13 protein-coding genes and 1 pseudogene are annotated in these 15,423 nt (G+C 69.2%); 5 read left to right on the top strand and 9 right to left on the bottom strand.

Annotated elements, in window-relative coordinates:
- Positions 1 to 416: 416 nt before the first annotated feature.
- Complete coding sequence (locus AB0C25_RS01695) at positions 417 to 710, top strand: hypothetical protein (protein ID WP_357241446.1); 294 nt, start codon at positions 417 to 419, stop codon at positions 708 to 710.
- Positions 711 to 716: 6 nt separating this feature from the next.
- On the opposite strand, the gene AB0C25_RS01690 is transcribed toward AB0C25_RS01695, so the two are convergent.
- Complete coding sequence (locus AB0C25_RS01690; protein ID WP_357368485.1) at positions 717 to 1,790, bottom strand: adenosine deaminase; 1,074 nt, start codon at positions 1,788 to 1,790, stop codon at positions 717 to 719.
- A gap of 149 nt (positions 1,791 to 1,939) precedes the next feature.
- Here AB0C25_RS01690 and AB0C25_RS01685 point away from each other — a divergent pair, with 149 nt between their 5' ends.
- Positions 1,940 to 2,944: a putative RNA methyltransferase gene (locus AB0C25_RS01685; RefSeq protein WP_357368483.1), complete on the top strand. Its 1,005-nt coding sequence runs from the start codon at positions 1,940 to 1,942 to the stop codon at positions 2,942 to 2,944.
- A 2-nt stretch (positions 2,945 to 2,946) separates the two neighbouring features.
- Here AB0C25_RS01685 and AB0C25_RS01680 read toward each other — a convergent pair whose 3' ends face one another.
- From AB0C25_RS01680 to AB0C25_RS01670, 3 genes are all read right to left on the bottom strand, one after another.
- Complete coding sequence (locus AB0C25_RS01680) at positions 2,947 to 3,627, bottom strand: DUF4272 domain-containing protein (RefSeq protein WP_357241437.1); 681 nt, start codon at positions 3,625 to 3,627, stop codon at positions 2,947 to 2,949.
- A gap of 111 nt (positions 3,628 to 3,738) precedes the next feature.
- A complete protein-coding gene (locus AB0C25_RS01675) occupies positions 3,739 to 5,019 on the bottom strand; it encodes a thymidine phosphorylase (RefSeq protein WP_357368481.1) in 1,281 nt (426 codons plus the stop codon).
- 59 nt (positions 5,020 to 5,078) lie between these two features.
- Positions 5,079 to 5,783 (bottom strand): cytidine deaminase, encoded by a 705-nt coding sequence (locus AB0C25_RS01670; RefSeq protein WP_357368479.1) that lies wholly within the window; start codon positions 5,781 to 5,783, stop codon positions 5,079 to 5,081.
- A 244-nt stretch (positions 5,784 to 6,027) separates the two neighbouring features.
- Here AB0C25_RS01670 and AB0C25_RS01665 point away from each other — a divergent pair.
- Together AB0C25_RS01665 and AB0C25_RS01660 are read left to right on the top strand one after the other, a co-directional pair.
- Positions 6,028 to 6,835: pseudogene (locus AB0C25_RS01665) on the top strand (DUF5753 domain-containing protein).
- Positions 6,832 to 7,026, top strand: coding sequence for a DUF397 domain-containing protein (locus AB0C25_RS01660; RefSeq protein WP_357369024.1), 195 nt, complete (start codon positions 6,832 to 6,834; stop codon positions 7,024 to 7,026). Before AB0C25_RS01665 ends, AB0C25_RS01660 begins: the two are co-directional and overlap by 4 nt.
- Before the next feature lie 154 nt (positions 7,027 to 7,180).
- Here the strand turns inward: AB0C25_RS01660 and AB0C25_RS01655 are convergent, their stop codons facing one another.
- The 5 genes from AB0C25_RS01655 to AB0C25_RS01635 all read right to left on the bottom strand — a co-directional run bounded on the left by AB0C25_RS01655 (position 7,181) and on the right by AB0C25_RS01635 (position 13,314).
- The gene (locus tag AB0C25_RS01655; RefSeq protein ID WP_357241422.1) at positions 7,181 to 8,461 is read right to left on the bottom strand and encodes an ABC transporter permease; all 1,281 of its coding nucleotides are present in this window, start codon (positions 8,459 to 8,461) and stop codon (positions 7,181 to 7,183) included.
- A 3-nt stretch (positions 8,462 to 8,464) separates the two neighbouring features.
- Positions 8,465 to 9,835 carry an ABC transporter permease gene (locus tag AB0C25_RS01650; RefSeq protein ID WP_357368477.1) on the bottom strand — a complete coding sequence of 457 codons (1,371 nt, stop codon included), beginning with the start codon at positions 9,833 to 9,835 and terminating at the stop codon, positions 8,465 to 8,467.
- Positions 9,832 to 11,379, bottom strand: a complete 1,548-nt coding sequence (locus AB0C25_RS01645) for an ABC transporter ATP-binding protein (RefSeq protein WP_357369022.1) — start codon at positions 11,377 to 11,379, stop codon at positions 9,832 to 9,834. Before AB0C25_RS01645 ends, AB0C25_RS01650 begins: the two co-directional genes overlap by 4 nt.
- Positions 11,380 to 11,627: 248 nt before the next feature.
- Complete coding sequence (locus tag AB0C25_RS01640; RefSeq protein WP_357369020.1) at positions 11,628 to 12,695, bottom strand: BMP family ABC transporter substrate-binding protein; 1,068 nt, start codon at positions 12,693 to 12,695, stop codon at positions 11,628 to 11,630.
- Positions 12,696 to 12,972: 277 nt separating this feature from the next.
- Positions 12,973 to 13,314, bottom strand: a complete 342-nt coding sequence (locus tag AB0C25_RS01635) for a hypothetical protein (protein ID WP_357242364.1) — start codon at positions 13,312 to 13,314, stop codon at positions 12,973 to 12,975.
- Between the two features lie 1,039 nt (positions 13,315 to 14,353).
- Here AB0C25_RS01635 and AB0C25_RS01630 point away from each other — a divergent pair.
- Positions 14,354 to 15,400: a LacI family DNA-binding transcriptional regulator gene (locus AB0C25_RS01630; protein WP_357368475.1), complete on the top strand. Its 1,047-nt coding sequence runs from the start codon at positions 14,354 to 14,356 to the stop codon at positions 15,398 to 15,400.
- Positions 15,401 to 15,423: the final 23 nt, after the last annotated feature.

Genomic DNA, 15,423 nt, shown 5'->3' with positions numbered 1-15,423 from the left:
ATCACGCCCGCCGACAAGAAGAAAGCCCAGGTTGTCACCTACCGAAGGTGTGATGAGATGTTGATGCGATTTGATAGCAGTCCGTCTGGCCGGAGTAACTGAAGGTAATGGAACATCCGCACCGCGTTGTCCTGCTCGCCGGCCCTTCGGGGTCCGGAAAGTCGTACATAGCGCAGCAAACCGGCTTACCGGTGCTCTGCTTGGACGACTTCTACAAAGACGGCGATGACCCTACGTTGCCGCGACGAAACGACCAGGTGGATTGGGAATCACCACAGTCCTGGGATGCCCCGAGTGCGGTGGAAATCATTGCTCGACTAGCTCGCGACGGTCGAGCCGATGTGCCGGTTTATGCGATCGGCGCAGATCGACGGGTGGCCACCCGGTCATTTGATCTCGCCGGATCGCCACTTTTCGTGGCCGAAGGGATCTTCGCGGCCGAGATTGTCGAGGAGTGCCGACGCCGAGGGCTGCTCGCCGGGGCGTACGCGCTGCGCCGGCCGCGCGGTGCTACGTTCCTGCGCCGGCTGGCCCGCGACCTGTCCGAGCAGCGCAAGGCGCCTGGGGTGCTGGTCCGGCGCGGCGTGGCGCTGCTGCGGGCCGAGCCCGCGGTGCTGCGTCGGCAGACCGGGTTGGGTGCGGAGGCGGCCCGTGCCCGGGAGGTGCTGCGTCGGGTGGCCGGCCTGCTCGCTGGCCACCCGCACGGCTGAGCGGGATCAGGCCAGCAGTTCGGCATACGCCGGCTTGATCACCTCATCGATGATCCGCAGCCGCTCGTCGAACGGGATGAAGGCGCTCTTCATCGCGTTGATGGTGAACCACTGCAACTCCTTCCAGCCGTAGCCGAACGTCTCCACCAGCAGCGACATCTCCCGCGACATCGAGGTGCCGCTCATCAGCCGGTTGTCGGTGTTGACGGTGGCCCGGAACCGCAGGTCCCGCAGCAGGCCGATCGGGTGGTCGGCGATCGAGGCCACCGCTCCGGTCTGCACGTTCGACGAGGGGCACAGCTCCAGCGGGATCCGCTTGTCCCGCACGTACGCGGCCAGCCGGCCGAGCGAGCCGTCGGGGGCGATGTCGTCGACGATCCGGACCCCGTGGCCGAGCCGGTCCGCCCCGCACCACTGGATCGCCTGCCAGATCGACGGCAGACCGAACGCCTCGCCGGCGTGGATGGTGAAGTGGAAGTTCTCCCGTTGCAGGTATTCGAAGGCGTCGAGGTGCCGGGTGGGTGGGAAGCCCGCCTCGGCGCCGGCGATGTCGAAGCCGACCACCCCGGCGTCCCGGTGCCGCACGGCCAACTCCGCGATCTCCTGCGAGCGGGCGGCGTGGCGCATCGCGGTGAGCAGTGTGCCCACCCGGATGGTCAGGCCCGCCTCGACGGCCTGGGCGGTGCCCTCGGCGAACCCGGCGAGCACCGCCTCGACGACCTCGTCCAGGGTCAGATCCTGCTCCAGGTGCTGCTCCGGGGCGAAGCGCACCTCGGCGTAGACCACCCCGTCAGCGGCCAGGTCCAGTGCGCACTCGCGGGCGACCCGACGCAGCGCGGACGGGGTCTGCATGACCGCCACGGTGTGCGCGAACGTCTCGAGATAGCGCTCCAGGGACCCGGAGTTGGCGGCGTCCGCGAACCAGCGTCCGAGCGCCTCGGGATCGGTGGTGGGCAGTTCGTGGCCCACCTCCGCGGCCAGGTCGACGATCGTCGCCGGCCGTAGCCCGCCGTCCAGGTGGTCGTGCAGCAGCGCCTTCGGAACCTTGACAATGTCCTCGTACCGGATAGTTGCGACCATCCTCAGACCCTAGCCAGCGAGCTATCTGACCGGGGGTAGGAGGTCGCTCCAGGTCTCGACTCCGACCCGGATCGGGCCGAACTAGGCTGAACGGCATGGAAGCACCGCGGTGAGGGGCCGCCCGCGACACCGCTCGGCGGGGGCCTGACGTGGACCCACGCATCCTCGACCGGTTGCGCTGCCCGGTCTGCGGCGACCCGCTGGGGCAGGCCACCGACACGAGGGTGTTGCGCTGCCCGCGCCGACACAGCTTCGACATCGCGCGCCAGGGCTACGTCAACCTGCTCACCGGTCGGTCCCCACACGTCGGTGACACCGCCGAGATGGTCGCCGCCCGTGCGGATTTCCAGGCCGCCGGGCACTACGACGTCATCTCAGCCGCCCTCGCCGCCGCCGCGACGGAGGCCGTCGCCCGGCTCTACGCGTCACCCGCGACGCCCAGGGGACCTGCCCCGTCCACCCTTTGCTCTGCTTCAACCGACGCACCGGTTTCCGGACCGGACCGTCGCGTGGAGGTAAGCAGAGCAAAGGACGCAACGACAGGGGTACGGGTCGAACCGCCGACGCCCGACGTCGGGGCGTACCCCCTGGTGGTGGATGCCGGCGCCGGCACGGGCCGCTACCTCGGCGCGGTGCTGGCGGCGCTGCCGGACGCCGTGGGTCTGGCCCTGGACGTGTCCAAGCCGGCGCTGCGCCGCGCGGCCCGCGCGCACCCCCGGGCCGCCGCGGCGCTCGCCGACACCTGGCAGCGGCTGCCGCTCGCGGACGCCTCGACCGCCGTGCTGCTGAACGTCTTCGCCCCGCGTAACGGCCCGGAGTTCCACCGGGTGCTCGACCCGGCCGGCACCCTGCTGGTGGTCACACCCGACACCGACCACCTCGGCGAGCTGGTGGATGCCCTGGGCCTGCTGCGGGTCGATCCGGACAAGGCCGACCGGGTGACCGGCAGCCTGGGCGGCCACTTCACCACGGTCAGCTCGGCGGTGCACCGGGCGGAGCTGACCCTGACCCGGCCGGAGGTCGCCACCGTGGTGGGGATGGGTCCGAACGCGTGGCACACCGACCCGGACGTGCTCACCGCCCGGTTGGCCGCGCAGCCCGAGCCGGTCCGGGTGACCGTGGCGGTGCGGGTGGACGCGTACCGACCGCGCTGAGCTCAGGTGGAGAGGTCGACCTCTTCCCAGCCGGGCGGCTCGTCGTGGTACGGCCCGCGCAGGATCACCGCCCACTCCAGCGCCCAGCGTCGCTGCCCGATCGCGTTCGCGTCGATCAGGCCCGGCGCCCGCAGACCACCGCGCTCGGTCTCCAGGTACGCCCAGTCCAGGCAGTAGTGCAGGTCGAGCAGGGCGGCCGCGTCGGCGGGGTGCTGTGGCGCGGTGAGGATCCGGGACCGCCAGTGCGGGAACGTCTCCCCCTCGGCGATGTGCGGCAACCGCTCGACCAGGCGCTCGTCGACGGCGAGCGTCGGGTCGAGCTGCTTGCTCAACCCGAGCACCCAGGCCAGGGCGAAGAGCGCGTCGTGGTGCAGCACGAACGAGCGGTGGTCTCCCTTGCCGCCCATCACGAACTGCCACTCCGGCGGTGTGACCATCTCGACCAGGTGCGAACCGAGCAGCCAGCTCATCGCCGCCTCCGGGGGCATCCCGAAGCAGCGCGCCAGGATCAGGTGCAGCACGGCGATCCGCGCCTCGATCTCCACAGTGGGGCGCAGGTCGATCTCGTCACCCGGCTCCCAGACCAGCGGGAACTGGGCCGGCGGCAACGGCAGACCGAGCCGGGACAGCTCGTCCAGGCTCGCCTCGCGCACCTCGCGTGGGTCGGGAGCAGCAACGGTCACGGCGGGTCTTCCTGTCTGCTCGCGCCGGCTCAAGGCCGGTTGTCCCCCCTTGGCCTGCGACAATAGCGCCCCAAGGTGCCCGGCACCATGGCACCCCGACCACCGGTCCGGTCAGCCGATGCGCTCGATGACCAGCGGCGTCGCGGCCGGGGCGGTCGACGCGATCCGTACCGCGTCGGCGGCCTCGGCCAGCGCCGCCGGAATCCGCGTCGGGTCCTCGGCGCGCAGCTCGTAGAGGGGGTCACCGGCCCGTACCGGGTCACCCGGCCGCTTGTGCAACACCACACCGGCCGGCACGCTGACCGGGTCCTCCTTGCGCGCCCGACCCGCGCCGAGCCGCCATGCCGCAACCCCCATGGCGTACGCGTCGACGGCGGCGACGTGTCCGTCCCGCTCGGCCCGGACCACCTCGACCTCGTTGGCGGTCGGCATCGGCGCGTCCGGGTCGCCGCCCTGCGCTCGGATCATCGCCCGCCAGGAGTCCATCGCCCGGCCGTCGCGCAACGCGGCCGCCGGGTCGGCGTCCGGCAGGCCGGCCGCGTCGAGCATCTCCCGGGCCAGGGCGAGCGTCAGCTCCACCACGTCGGCGGGTCCACCACCGGCCAGCACCTCGACCGACTCGGTCACCTCCACCGCGTTGCCGATCGCCAGACCGAGCGGGGTGGACATGTCGGTGAGCAGGGCGACGGTCCGCACGCCGTGCGCGCCACCCAGTTCCACCATCGTGCGGGCCAGCTCGCGGGCCTGGTCGACGGACTTCATGAACGCGCCCGAGCCGACCTTGACGTCGAGGACCAACGCGCCGGTGCCCTCCGCGATCTTCTTGCTCATGATCGAGCTGGCGATCAGCGGGATCGCCTCCACGGTGCCGGTCACGTCGCGCAGCGCGTACAGCTTGCGGTCGGCGGGGGCGAGCCCCGCGCCGGCCGCGCAGATCACCGCGCCGACCTCGTCGAGCTGGGCGATGAACTCGTCGTTGCTCACCGTGGCCCGCCAGCCCGGGATGGACTCCAACTTGTCGAGCGTGCCGCCGGTGTGCCCGAGCCCTCGGCCGCTCAACTGCGGTACGGCCGCGCCACACGCCGCCACCAACGGGGTGAGCGGCAGCGTGATCTTGTCGCCCACGCCGCCGGTGGAGTGCTTGTCGACAGTCGGCCGGCGTACCGCCGACAGGTCCAGCCGCTCACCGCTGGCGATCATCGCGGCGGTCCACCGGGCGATCTCCGGCCCGGTCATGCCGTTGAGCAGGATCGCCATCGCCAGCGCCGACATCTGCTCGTCGGCGACAACCCCCCGGGTGTACGCGTCGACCACCCAGTCGATCTGCGCGTCCGACAGGACCCCGCCATCCCGCTTGACCCGAATAACGTCAACAGCAGCAAAACCACTCACTTTGTAGTTCCTTCTCACGTCGTCGTGCAGATCCAGACCGGCGGCCCCCGCCCCCGAGCTCAACCCCACCGAACCGGGATCTCCAAAGGCGGCTCACCCTCGCCAGCCCAGAAGATCGTGCCGGTCGCGTCGACCACCACCACACGCGGTGTCCGGGCCAGGCCCCAGGTGATCGCCTCGGCCGGCTCGTCCCAGCTCGGCGCCTCCTCCAGCACACCGGTCTCGGCACCGACGTCGTCGCCGGCCGACCGCTCCCAGTACGCCGTCCAGACCTGTTGCCCGGCGGACATGTCCGGATGCACGAAGACGGTGCCGCGCCCACGCCAGGCGGCCAGCCGCTCCGGGACCACCGGCACCGGCGTCTCCCCGGTGACGGCCTCCAGGTCCTCCACACCGAAGGCGTGCGGCAGCAGCTCGGCCATCCGCAGCGGGCGGGTCTTGCTCTCGATCAGGCACTCCGGCCCACCGTGCTCCCAGAGCAGCTGCCGGCAGCGACCGCACGGCATCAGCGGCTCACCTGTCGCGTCGACGCAGGACAGCGCGACGAGTCGACCGCCACCGGTGGCGTGCAGGCTGGAGACCACCCCGCACTCGGCGCAGAGGGTCACGCCGTACGCGGCGTTCTCCACGTTGCAGCCGACCACCACGCGGCCGTCGTCGACCAGCGCGGCCGCGCCGACCGGGAACGTCGAGTACGGCGCGTACGCGTGCCGCATCGCGTCGGTGGCGGCGGCGCGCAGCCGCGCCCAGTCAATGTCGGTCATGCCATCCATTCTGCCCAAGCGGCCCAGGTCAGGAGCGGGCAGGGCCGGCTGTACGGGCACCCTTCGGAAACTCGGCCGCGCCACCGCACCCGCTCCTGTGATCAGGTGATGAAAAGTAGGTCAGAGAGACCCCTGACACCTACTTTTCATTACCCGATCGTGGGACAGGAGACGTGTCCCTGCGGCGATCGGTGCACTTCTGCGACCTTCTGCCCTCACCGGTCCTCGGTGATCGACCCAGGCCCTGCATGTTGTCCTCGAACTCCGCCTTCAGCCGCAGCCGAGCGTCGGCGCAGGGCAAGGGCTGGCCGTCCGCTCGGCAGAAGGCGATCGGCTACTCGGCATCCCATGTCAGCTCGGTGGAGACCGGCGGACGCCCGCCTACGAGCGAATACGTTCGGGCTGTAGATCGAGTGCACGATCCGCTTCGCGACGACAACGCGGGCGGCCGGTTTACGCGAATGCTCAGGGAACTGTCCAAGGTGGACCCCGAGTGGCTACGTGAGTGGATCAAGTGGGAGCAGGAGGCCACCCTCCTGCGCTGGTACGAGCCGGCGTGGATGCCGGGCCTGCTCCAGACCGAGGCGTACGCGCGCGCGACACTGGCGCACAACCTGCTCAGTCAGGACGAGATCGAGCAGCGCGTCGCCTCTCGACTGGGCCGCCAAGCGATCGTCGTTGGCGACCGGCCAGCCCAACTCGTCGCAGTGATCGACGTGATGGTGCTGCGCCGGCCGATCGTGGGTCGTCCGGACGTCATGCCCGAACAGCTCGCCCACCTGACGAAGATGGCCCAACTGCCGCACGTGCAAATACTCGTGGTGACCCAGGATGCCGGCCTCTACCCTGGATTGCAGGGCGGGTTCATCCTGGCTACCCAGCCTGATGGCGCGGTGGTCGCTCACCTTGATCACCAGGTGCGAGCACAGGTAGTCAGCAGTGCCGATGACCTTGCTAGCCTCCAGGCGACGTGGGAGGTGGTCAGAGGCGAAGCGCTCTCCCGTAGGCAGTCACTCGAGCTGATCAAGGAAGCGGCGCAAACATGGACATGACCGGTGCCCGCTGGCACAAGTCGACTCGCTCCGGCTCCAATGGCGGGTCGTGCGTAGAGGTGGCCGACAACCTGCTCGACGTCGTGCTCGTGCGCGACACCAAGGACCGCGATGGCGGCGTCCTTCACTTCAACCCGCAGACGTGGCAGTCGTTCGTCGACCTGGCCAAGCAGATCGGGCCGCTCGGCTGACCCTGCAACGACAGCAGCGGACGCTCGATGGTGGCCTTCGTTGCGTCTGCACAGCCGTATTCACGATGCGCCACGTCTGGGCGTACTCCTCGGAGGGTCTGGATGGATGCGGGGGCGTGCCCGGCGAGGAGGCCGGCCGGGCACGGCTCCGGGGTCAGCCCTTGATGTACGGCTTGCCGTCGGCGGCTGGTGCCCGGACCCGGCCGACCAGCCCGGCGACCGCCAGGATGGTCGCCAGGTAGGGCAGCATGGCCAGGAACTGGCTGGGGATCGAGCTGCTGATCGCGCCCAGGTAGGTGGCGAGCTGGTCGGCGAACCCGAAGAAGAGCGCGGCGAGCAGCGCGCCGGTCGGGTTCCACCGGCCGAAGATCAGCGCGGCCAGGGCGATGAAGCCCTTGCCGCCGATCATGTTCTTCGTGAACGAGTAGAGCGCCAGCGTGTAGGAGGCCCCGCCGATGCCGGCGACCACCCCGGCCAGCAGCACGTTGCGGTAGCGCACCCGCAGCACCTTGACGCCGAGCGTGTCCGCGGCGATCGGGTGTTCGCCGACCGAGCGGGTCCGCAGCCCCCACCGGGTCCGGAACAACCCGATGTGGATCACCAGCACCAGCAGCAGCCCGAGGTAGAGGAAGATGTTGCCGCGGAACAGCGCCGGCCCGAGCACCGGGATGTCCTTCAGCAGCGGGATCTCCCAGTTGCTGAAGCGGGGCGCGCTGTTGTATTTCGCCGCGTCGGTCTGCATCAGCCGCTCGTAGAGGAAGCCGGTGACGCCGACCGCCAGCAGGTTCAGCACGATGCCCATGACCACCTGGTCGACCAGGTAGCGGATCGCGAAGACGGCCAGCAGCAGCGAGATGAACGCGCCGCCGATGGCGGCGGCGACCAGGCCCACCCAGACGCTGCCGGAGATGCTGCCGAAGAGCGCGCCGCTGAAGGCGCCCATCAGCAACTGGCCCTCGATGGCAACGTTGACCACACCTGAGCGTTCGCAGAGCACCCCGGCGAGCGCCCCGAAGATCAACGGCAGGGCCAGGATGAACGTGCCCCGGATGATGTTGACCAGCGGCATGAAGTTCTGCCCGGCCGGCGCGGCGGAGACCTGCCAGCAGAGGAACGAGAGCACGAAGCCGACCAGCCCGACGCCGAGCACCGGGAGGAACCACCGCTTCGGCACCCCGGCGAGCAGCGCCGCGCCGGCGGCGATCGCGATGATCCCGAACAGGATCGCGCCGATCGTGCCGTTGATCTCCAGTGCGGCGCCGGCCGCGTCGTCGCTGAGGGTGAATCGTGCCTGCTGGTCGGTGGCGAGCGCGCCGAAGAGCACCGCGGCCAGCAGGCCGAGCCCCAGCAGCGTGAGGCCGACCTTGCGGCTCCGCGTCCAGAAGCCCTCGTCGACCGGGGCGACCGCGATGTCGGGGACAGCCATGGTGGACATGAGTTACCAGCCCTTCGCCAGGCTCGTCTGCAACCGGGCGGCGCGCGCGGCCCGGAGCTGGAAGATCGCCTTCACCAGGGCCGGCGCGGCGATGAAGATGACGATCAGCGCCTGGAGCACGGTCACCAGCTCCAGCGAGATCCCGGAGTACGACTGCATCCGGTTGCCGCCGGCCTGCAACGCCCCGAACAGCAACGCGGCCAGCAGCACCCCCCAGGGCTTCACCCGCCCCAGCAACGCCACCAGGATGCCGTCGAAGCCGATCTGCGCGACCACCAGCGGGGTCAACGCGCTGGCGGTCGAGCCCAGCACCATGTTCGAGCCGCCCAGGCCCGCCAGGATGCCGGCGAAGACCATGATCAGGATGTACGTCCGCGTGACGCTGATGCCCGCGGTGCGGGCGGCGTCCGGGTTGGCGCCGACCGCCCGCAGCTCGAAGCCGAGCGTCGAACGGTTCAACAGCCAGGCGACCGCCCAGGTGGCCAGCACGGCGAGCAGGATGCCGGCGTGCACCCGCAGGTTGTCGCCGAGCAGTCGGGGCAGCTGGGCGGAGGTGTCCACCGCCTTGCTGATCGCGTCGGTGCGGGTCGGGTCCTGCACGCCGTTCTGCACGATCAACCAGGTGAGGAAGTACGTGGCGACGTAGTTGAGCATGATCGTGTTGATCACCTCGTGCGCGCCGGCACGGGCCTTGAGGATGCCGGGGATGAAACCCCAGATCGCTCCGCCCAGAGCGCCGGCCAGCACCGCCACCAGCAGGTGCAGGCCGGGCGGCAGGGGCAGCAGGAAGCCGGCCAGGGCCGCCATGATCACGCCGATGGTGGCCTGACCCTGGGCGCCGATGTTGAACAGGCCGCCCCGGAAGGCCAGCGCCACCGACAGGCCGGTGAAGACGAGCGGCGCGGCGTAGGTGAGCGTCTCCGAGATCGGCGCGAGCACGGCCTGCCAGCTTCCCGTGCCGTTCACCCAGCCGGAGAACGCCTCGGGGTCGAAGACCGAGCCCTTGAACAGGTTCGCGTACGCCTCGCTGACAAGCGTCCAGCTGGAGTTGATCGCGTCGGACGGTCGGGAGGTGATGTACGAGTACGTGGACAGCACCGCCGGATCAGAAATGATCATCAGCACGGCGCCGACCACGATCGCCAGCACCAGCGACAGCAGGGTCACCGTGAAGGTGTTGGCCGCCCAGAGGTTGTCCATGAACAACCGGCCCAGACTCGGCTTCTGCTCCGGCTCCGGCGTGGACGCCGAGCCGCCCGGCTCGGTCGCCACCTCGGCCCGTTCGGTGTTGCCGAGCGTGTTCTGCGCGGCCTGCGCCTCGCTCGCCGGCTCCTTGTCCGGCGAGCCGGGCTGCGGGGTTGGGGGGTTGGTCATGCCTCGTCCTCGCTCGCGGAACCTGGGTCGCTCGCCGGGCTCCCGTCGGTGGCCGGCCCGTCGCTGGGCACGGCGTCCGGGTCGCGCTCGTGGGCCGCGTCCGGGCTGATGCCGGCCATCAGCAGGCCAATCTCCTCGCGCGGGGTGTCCGGGCCGACGATCCCGATGATCCGACCGCGGTACATGACCGCGATCCGGTCGGCCAGCCCGATCACCTCGTCGAGCTCGCTGGACACCACCATGACGGCGGTGCCGATGTCCCGCTCGCGGATGATCTGGCTGTGGATGAACTCGATCGACCCGACGTCGACGCCACGGGTCGGCTGGGCGGCGATGAACAGCTTCAGTGGCCGGGACAACTCCCGGGCCACGATCACCTTCTGCTGGTTGCCGCCGGAGAGGGTGCCCACCGCCGCGTCGGCCGATGAGGTACGGACGTCGAACTGCTCGATCCGCTCCTTCGCCGAGGCGGCGATCGCCTCCGGCTTCAGCGCGAGCCCGGCACCGAACGGCGGCCGGTCGTAGATGTCCAGCACCAGGTTCTCCGCGACGCTGAACTCCTTGACCAGGCCGTCCACGCTGCGGTCCTCGGGCACGTAGCCGACGCCCGCGCGGAGCACCTTCTTGGGCTTCCAGCCGTCGATCCGGTCCCCGACCAGGCTGACCGTGCCGGCGAGCACCGGGCGTAGACCCATGATCGCCTCGATCAGCTCGGTCTGACCGTTGCCCTGTACGCCCGCCACGCCGAGCACCTCACCGGCGCGCACGGTCAGGTCGATGCCGTCGACCGCACGGATCTGCCGGTCGTCGTCGACGACGAGCCCGGCCACCTCCAGCACGGGCTCACCGGGAGTCGCCGGGGCCTTGTCCACGGTCAGCCGGACGTTGCGCCCGACCATCAGGGCCGCCAGCTCGTCCCGGCTGGCCTCCGGCGAGGCGGTGCCCACGGTCTTTCCGCGTCGGATCACGGTGATCCGGTCGGCGATGGCCTTGACCTCGCCCAGCTTGTGGGTGATGAAGACGATCGACTTGCCGGCCGCCTTGAGCGACCGCATGACCGTCAACAGTTCCTCGGTCTCCTGCGGCGTGAGCACGGCGGTCGGCTCGTCCAGGATGAGCAGGTCGACGTCGCGGGTGAGCGCCTTGACGATCTCGACACGCTGCTGGATGCCGACCGGCAGGTCCTCGATCACCGCGTCCGGGTCGACCCGCAGGTTGTAGCGCTCGGACACCTCGGTGACCTCGCGCCGGGCGCGGCGGCGGTCCAGGAAGCCGGCGATGCCGCCCCGGGTCTGCTCGGCGCCGAGCATGATGTTTTCGGCGACGGTGAAGACCGGCACCAGCATGAAGTGCTGGTGCACCATGCCGATCCCGGCGCCGATCGCGTCGGACGGGCCCTTCAGCTTCAACGGCTTGCCGTCGACCAGGATCTCGCCCTCGTCGGGCTGGTAGAGCCCGTAGAGCACGTTCATCAGTGTCGACTTGCCCGCGCCGTTCTCGCCGAGCAGGGCGTGGATCTCTCCAGGCTCCACCGTCAGGTCGATGTGGTCGTTGGCGACCAGATCACCGAACCGCTTGGTGATGCCGCGCAGTTCGAGTCTCAGCGCAACCTCCTGGAGTGCGAGCGATGGTGCAGCCTAGCTGCCGTCGACCCGACCGGAGCGGCCGGTTGACGTGGTGCGCGATCGGCCGCTCCGACCCCACGGTCACCCGCGGGGCCAGAGCGGCCGGTCGGTCGTACCTGTTCCCCCGCCGACCCCCCGATGATCTCACCGGAGGGGCCGGCTGGTCGTCACTTGGTCGGCTGGGCCTTCGAGGTGACGGTGATGGTGCCGGCGGCGATGTCCGCCTTGATCTTCTCAACCTCGGCCTTCAGCTCGGCCGGAACCTTGCTGTCGAAGTCGTGGTACGGAGCGATCGAGACACCGTTGTTGGCCAGGGTGCCGACGAAGCCCGGCTTGGCCGGCAGCTTGTCACCGGCGGCGGCCTTGACCACGGCCTCCTTGACGGCTTCCGGGATGTTCTTGACGACCGTGGTGATGATCGCCGAGCAGTCCGGGGTGCTCTGGCAGCCGTCGACGTCCACCCAGATGGTGCTGTACTTGCCGCCCGAGGCCTTGGCCGCGGCGGTGGTGCCGAGGCCGGAGCCGCCGGCGACCGGCATGATGATGTCCGCGCCCTGGGCGACCAGCGCGTCGGAGACCTTCTTGCCCTCGTCCTGCTTGGCGAAGTCGTTGGTGAAGGAACCCTTCTGGGTCTCCTTGCTCCAACCCAGCGCCTGGACGTTCTTCTTCTTGGTGGTGTTGAAGTACGCCACGCCGTCGACGAAGCCGTCCATGAAGATGGTGACCGGCGGGATCGGCAGGGCGCCGTAGGTGGCCACCTTGCCGGTCTTGGTCATCCCGGCGGCCAGGTAACCGGCCTGGAAGGCGGCCTGGGCGGTGTCGAACTGCATCGGGTAGACGTTGGCGTCCCCCGGGTTCGCGTCGACGATGCCGAACTCCTGGTTCGGGTTCGCCTTGGCGATCTTCGAGGTGGCGTTCTGCATCAGGCCACCGACCGCCAGGATGAAGTCGCACTTCTGGTTGACGTACTGCGTCAGGTTCGGCTCGTAGTCGGCCTCGGCCTTCGACGCGACGAACTTGATGTCGATGTTGTCGTTGGCGGCCTTGGCGTCCTTCAGACCCTGCCAGGCCGAGGCGTTGAACGACTTGTCGTCGATGCCGCCGACGTCGGTCACCATGCAGGCGCTGAACTTCTTGGCGCCACTGCCGGCGTTGTTGTCATCCTTGGGGGCCTCGCCACAAGCGGCGGCGGTGAGCGCGAGCCCACCCACCGCGACGATCGAGGCGATCCGCATCCCACGCACCGAGCGCAAGACGTCTCCTTCCCATTGCTCACCGCGCCTAGTGCGGTGGCAGCCCATCAGCCGACCTGCGGTGTGCCGCCGGCTGTCCCACGTTACGGACGGGAGCGTACGCCCGCGCCCACCCACCGGCCGACAATCGTGCACGACTGTTGAGCGCCTGTTACCCGGGTGTAACCCTTGCGTGGGGCACATCACTCCTGGTGCTGGTAACGGCGTGTCCAGGCGTCCGTAACGTCCGTTTCCCCGGGGCGGCGGCCCCCCTCGGACGTTACCGCCAAAAGACCGCGACCGCCGCGTTGACCAGGGTCAGACCGACGATCGCGAGGAAATGACCACGGTTTACCACGTCTCGCTTCCGCGAGAAGAAGACCATGACGAAGATCAGCAACGCGATGACCAACTTCGTCACAAGTTTCGCGGGTGCCGGCTCGTCGCCGTCGCGCAGCGGCGCGGAGAGGCCGAGCCCGGTCAGCAACTGGATCACCGCCCCCCAGAGCATGGCCGGGTTGATCCGGATCCGGCCACTGAGGTATTGGGCGATCGAGCCGCCGAGCAGCAGGGCGAAGCCGATCAGATGGACATAGAGGAGGATGAGTCGCAGCGCTTCCACGCCGCCATCCTCCCCTGTCAACGACCATTTGTAGTAGGGGGGTCGACGGTCGGCGTGCCGCCTGCGGAGCGACCTCGACGTTCAGCACCTCGTCGCAACCGTCGACTCGTCGCCCACCGGGCGGCGGACGACACCATCATCTGTAGCGCGCCTCGGCCGAGCGCCAACGGCAGGAGACCCCCGGGTGTCGAAGGTCGACCCGAACAGAAATCCGCCGTCTGCGCAGATCGGATTGGCCCGAGTGGAATGCGGTACAACGATCACGGCATCGACGGCGTCAACACCGACTCGACACAAATTCAGATCTGCTGCACACGTCACCAAAGAAGCCAAATTTGCCAGAAAAACAGCGGGCGAACTGAGCCGTTTGGTGACTCAGTTCGCCCGCGCAAATTAGACTTCGATAATTACTGCGGACTACCGGTGTTCGGTCGTGGTGAGGCCACTGTAATAGAGCGACGGATCGCTCGCCCTCGAGTAGTTGCCCGAGTTGTACTTCACCCAGTTACCGAACCGCCAGGAGCATCCGCGCTGGTTGCAGAATTCTCCAGCGATCCGGAACTCCGTCTTCCCGCTCCTGGTGCCATCACACTTATAGCTAACCCATTGAGCCCCTGAGTCACCCTCGCAAACAAGAGTGAGGGGTGCGGCTTGAGCAGAGCTGACCGGTGCCAAGAATAGGCCTCCGGCGATAATAGCGGCAGCCGAAAAGGCGCGCACAAGGCGAATGTTCATCGATCTCCCCGTCAATCTAAGGAACATTGCTCGCATCGGCCGCTGCGATGGATCGAAACTATCAGCCTCGCGCGAAGGGGTCAACGCATGCCGATGTGTGCGGCCGAGTAAAGGGGGGCCTCAACTCGAAGGTGCCAGGCCACCAACGACAGGGCCGTATCGTGCAGCGCACTCGGTGGCACCGGTCAGCGGCAGGCACCGGATCGTCGCCCCCCTCCGCATGAACAGTCTGCAAGAGATTGCGAAGGATGGAAGATTTTGCAGAGCGCCCGGCAAGAACTTGCCGGTGGACTAAAGTGCCGCCATGCGCGCTCGACTGTCCGACATCGCCCAGCAGGCCGAAGTCAGCGAGGCCACGGTGTCGCGGGTGCTCAACGACCGCCCCGGAGTGGCACCGGAGACCCGGCAGGCCGTCCTCACCGCACTGGACGTGCTCGGCTACGAGCGCCCGGCCCGGCTGCGCAAGCGCAGCGCCGGGCTGGTCGGCCTGGTGGTGCCGGAGCTGGACAACCCGATCTTCCCCGCCTTCGCCCAGGTCATCGAGTCGACCCTGGCGCAGAGCGGGTTCACCCCGGTGCTCTGCACCCAGACCGCCGGGGGCGTGACCGAGGACGAGTACGTGGAGATGCTGCTGGACCGGCAGGTCTCCGGAATCGTCTTCGTCTCCGGTCTGCACGCCGACACCGCCGCCAACCACGACCGCTACCGGGCGTTGCTCGCCCGGCCCCTGCCGGTCGTGATGATCAACGGGCACGTGCCGGACATCGGCGCCCCCTTCGTCTCCTGTGACGACCGGGAGGCCGCCGAGTTGGCCGTCGCCCACCTGGTCGCGCTCGGGCACCGACGGATCGGCCTGATCACCGGCCCGGACCGGTTTGTCCCGGTGCAGCGCAAGGTGTCCGGCTGGCGCTCGGCGATGACCCGACTCGCCGGTGTGGCGGAGGCCAGCCTCGGCCCACTTGCCGAGCTGTCGCTGTTCGGTGTGGAGGGTGGCGAGGCGGCGGCCGGCCGGCTGCTCGACCGCGGCGTCACAGGCATGGTCTGCGGCTCCGACCTGATGGCGCTCGGCGCGATCCGGGCGGCCCGCCAACGCGGCCTCCGGGTGCCCGACGACGTATCCGTGGTCGGCTACGACGACTCGCCGCTGATGGCGTTCACCGACCCGCCGTTGACCACCATGCGGCAGCCGGTCACCGCGATGGCGGTGGCCGCCGTCCGCGCCCTGGTGGACGAGATCAACGGGTACGGCGCTCCGCACTCGGAGTACCTCTTCCGCCCGGAGCTGGTGGTGCGCGGTTCCACCGCGGTCGTACCGAGCGCCGCACGTCTGCCTTACGCAAGATCTGCTTGACTCTTGCAGCTTCCGGGCGGCAT

Origin of the sequence: Micromonospora sp. NPDC048839 (genome assembly GCF_040649915.1) — a bacterium.
In the GTDB taxonomy this organism is placed as follows: domain Bacteria; phylum Actinomycetota; class Actinomycetes; order Mycobacteriales; family Micromonosporaceae; genus Micromonospora.
The sequence above is the reverse complement of the archived record's forward strand: the minus strand, read 5'-3'. Positions and strand labels throughout refer to the sequence as shown.

Coding starts and splice junctions, on each gene's coding strand:
- AB0C25_RS01690 (WP_357368485.1), bottom strand. CDS start 1,790: ATGGTCGCAACTATCCGGTACGAGGACATTGTCAAGGTTCCGAAGGCG.
- AB0C25_RS01670 (WP_357368479.1), bottom strand. CDS start 5,783: ATGACCGACATTGACTGGGCGCGGCTGCGCGCCGCCGCCACCGACGCG.
- AB0C25_RS01660 (WP_357369024.1), top strand. CDS start 6,832: ATGACCGGTGCCCGCTGGCACAAGTCGACTCGCTCCGGCTCCAATGGC.
- AB0C25_RS01655 (WP_357241422.1), bottom strand. CDS start 8,461: ATGTCCACCATGGCTGTCCCCGACATCGCGGTCGCCCCGGTCGACGAG.
- AB0C25_RS01650 (WP_357368477.1), bottom strand. CDS start 9,835: ATGACCAACCCCCCAACCCCGCAGCCCGGCTCGCCGGACAAGGAGCCG.
- AB0C25_RS01640 (WP_357369020.1), bottom strand. CDS start 12,695: ATGCGGATCGCCTCGATCGTCGCGGTGGGTGGGCTCGCGCTCACCGCC.
- AB0C25_RS01630 (WP_357368475.1), top strand. CDS start 14,354: ATGCGCGCTCGACTGTCCGACATCGCCCAGCAGGCCGAAGTCAGCGAG.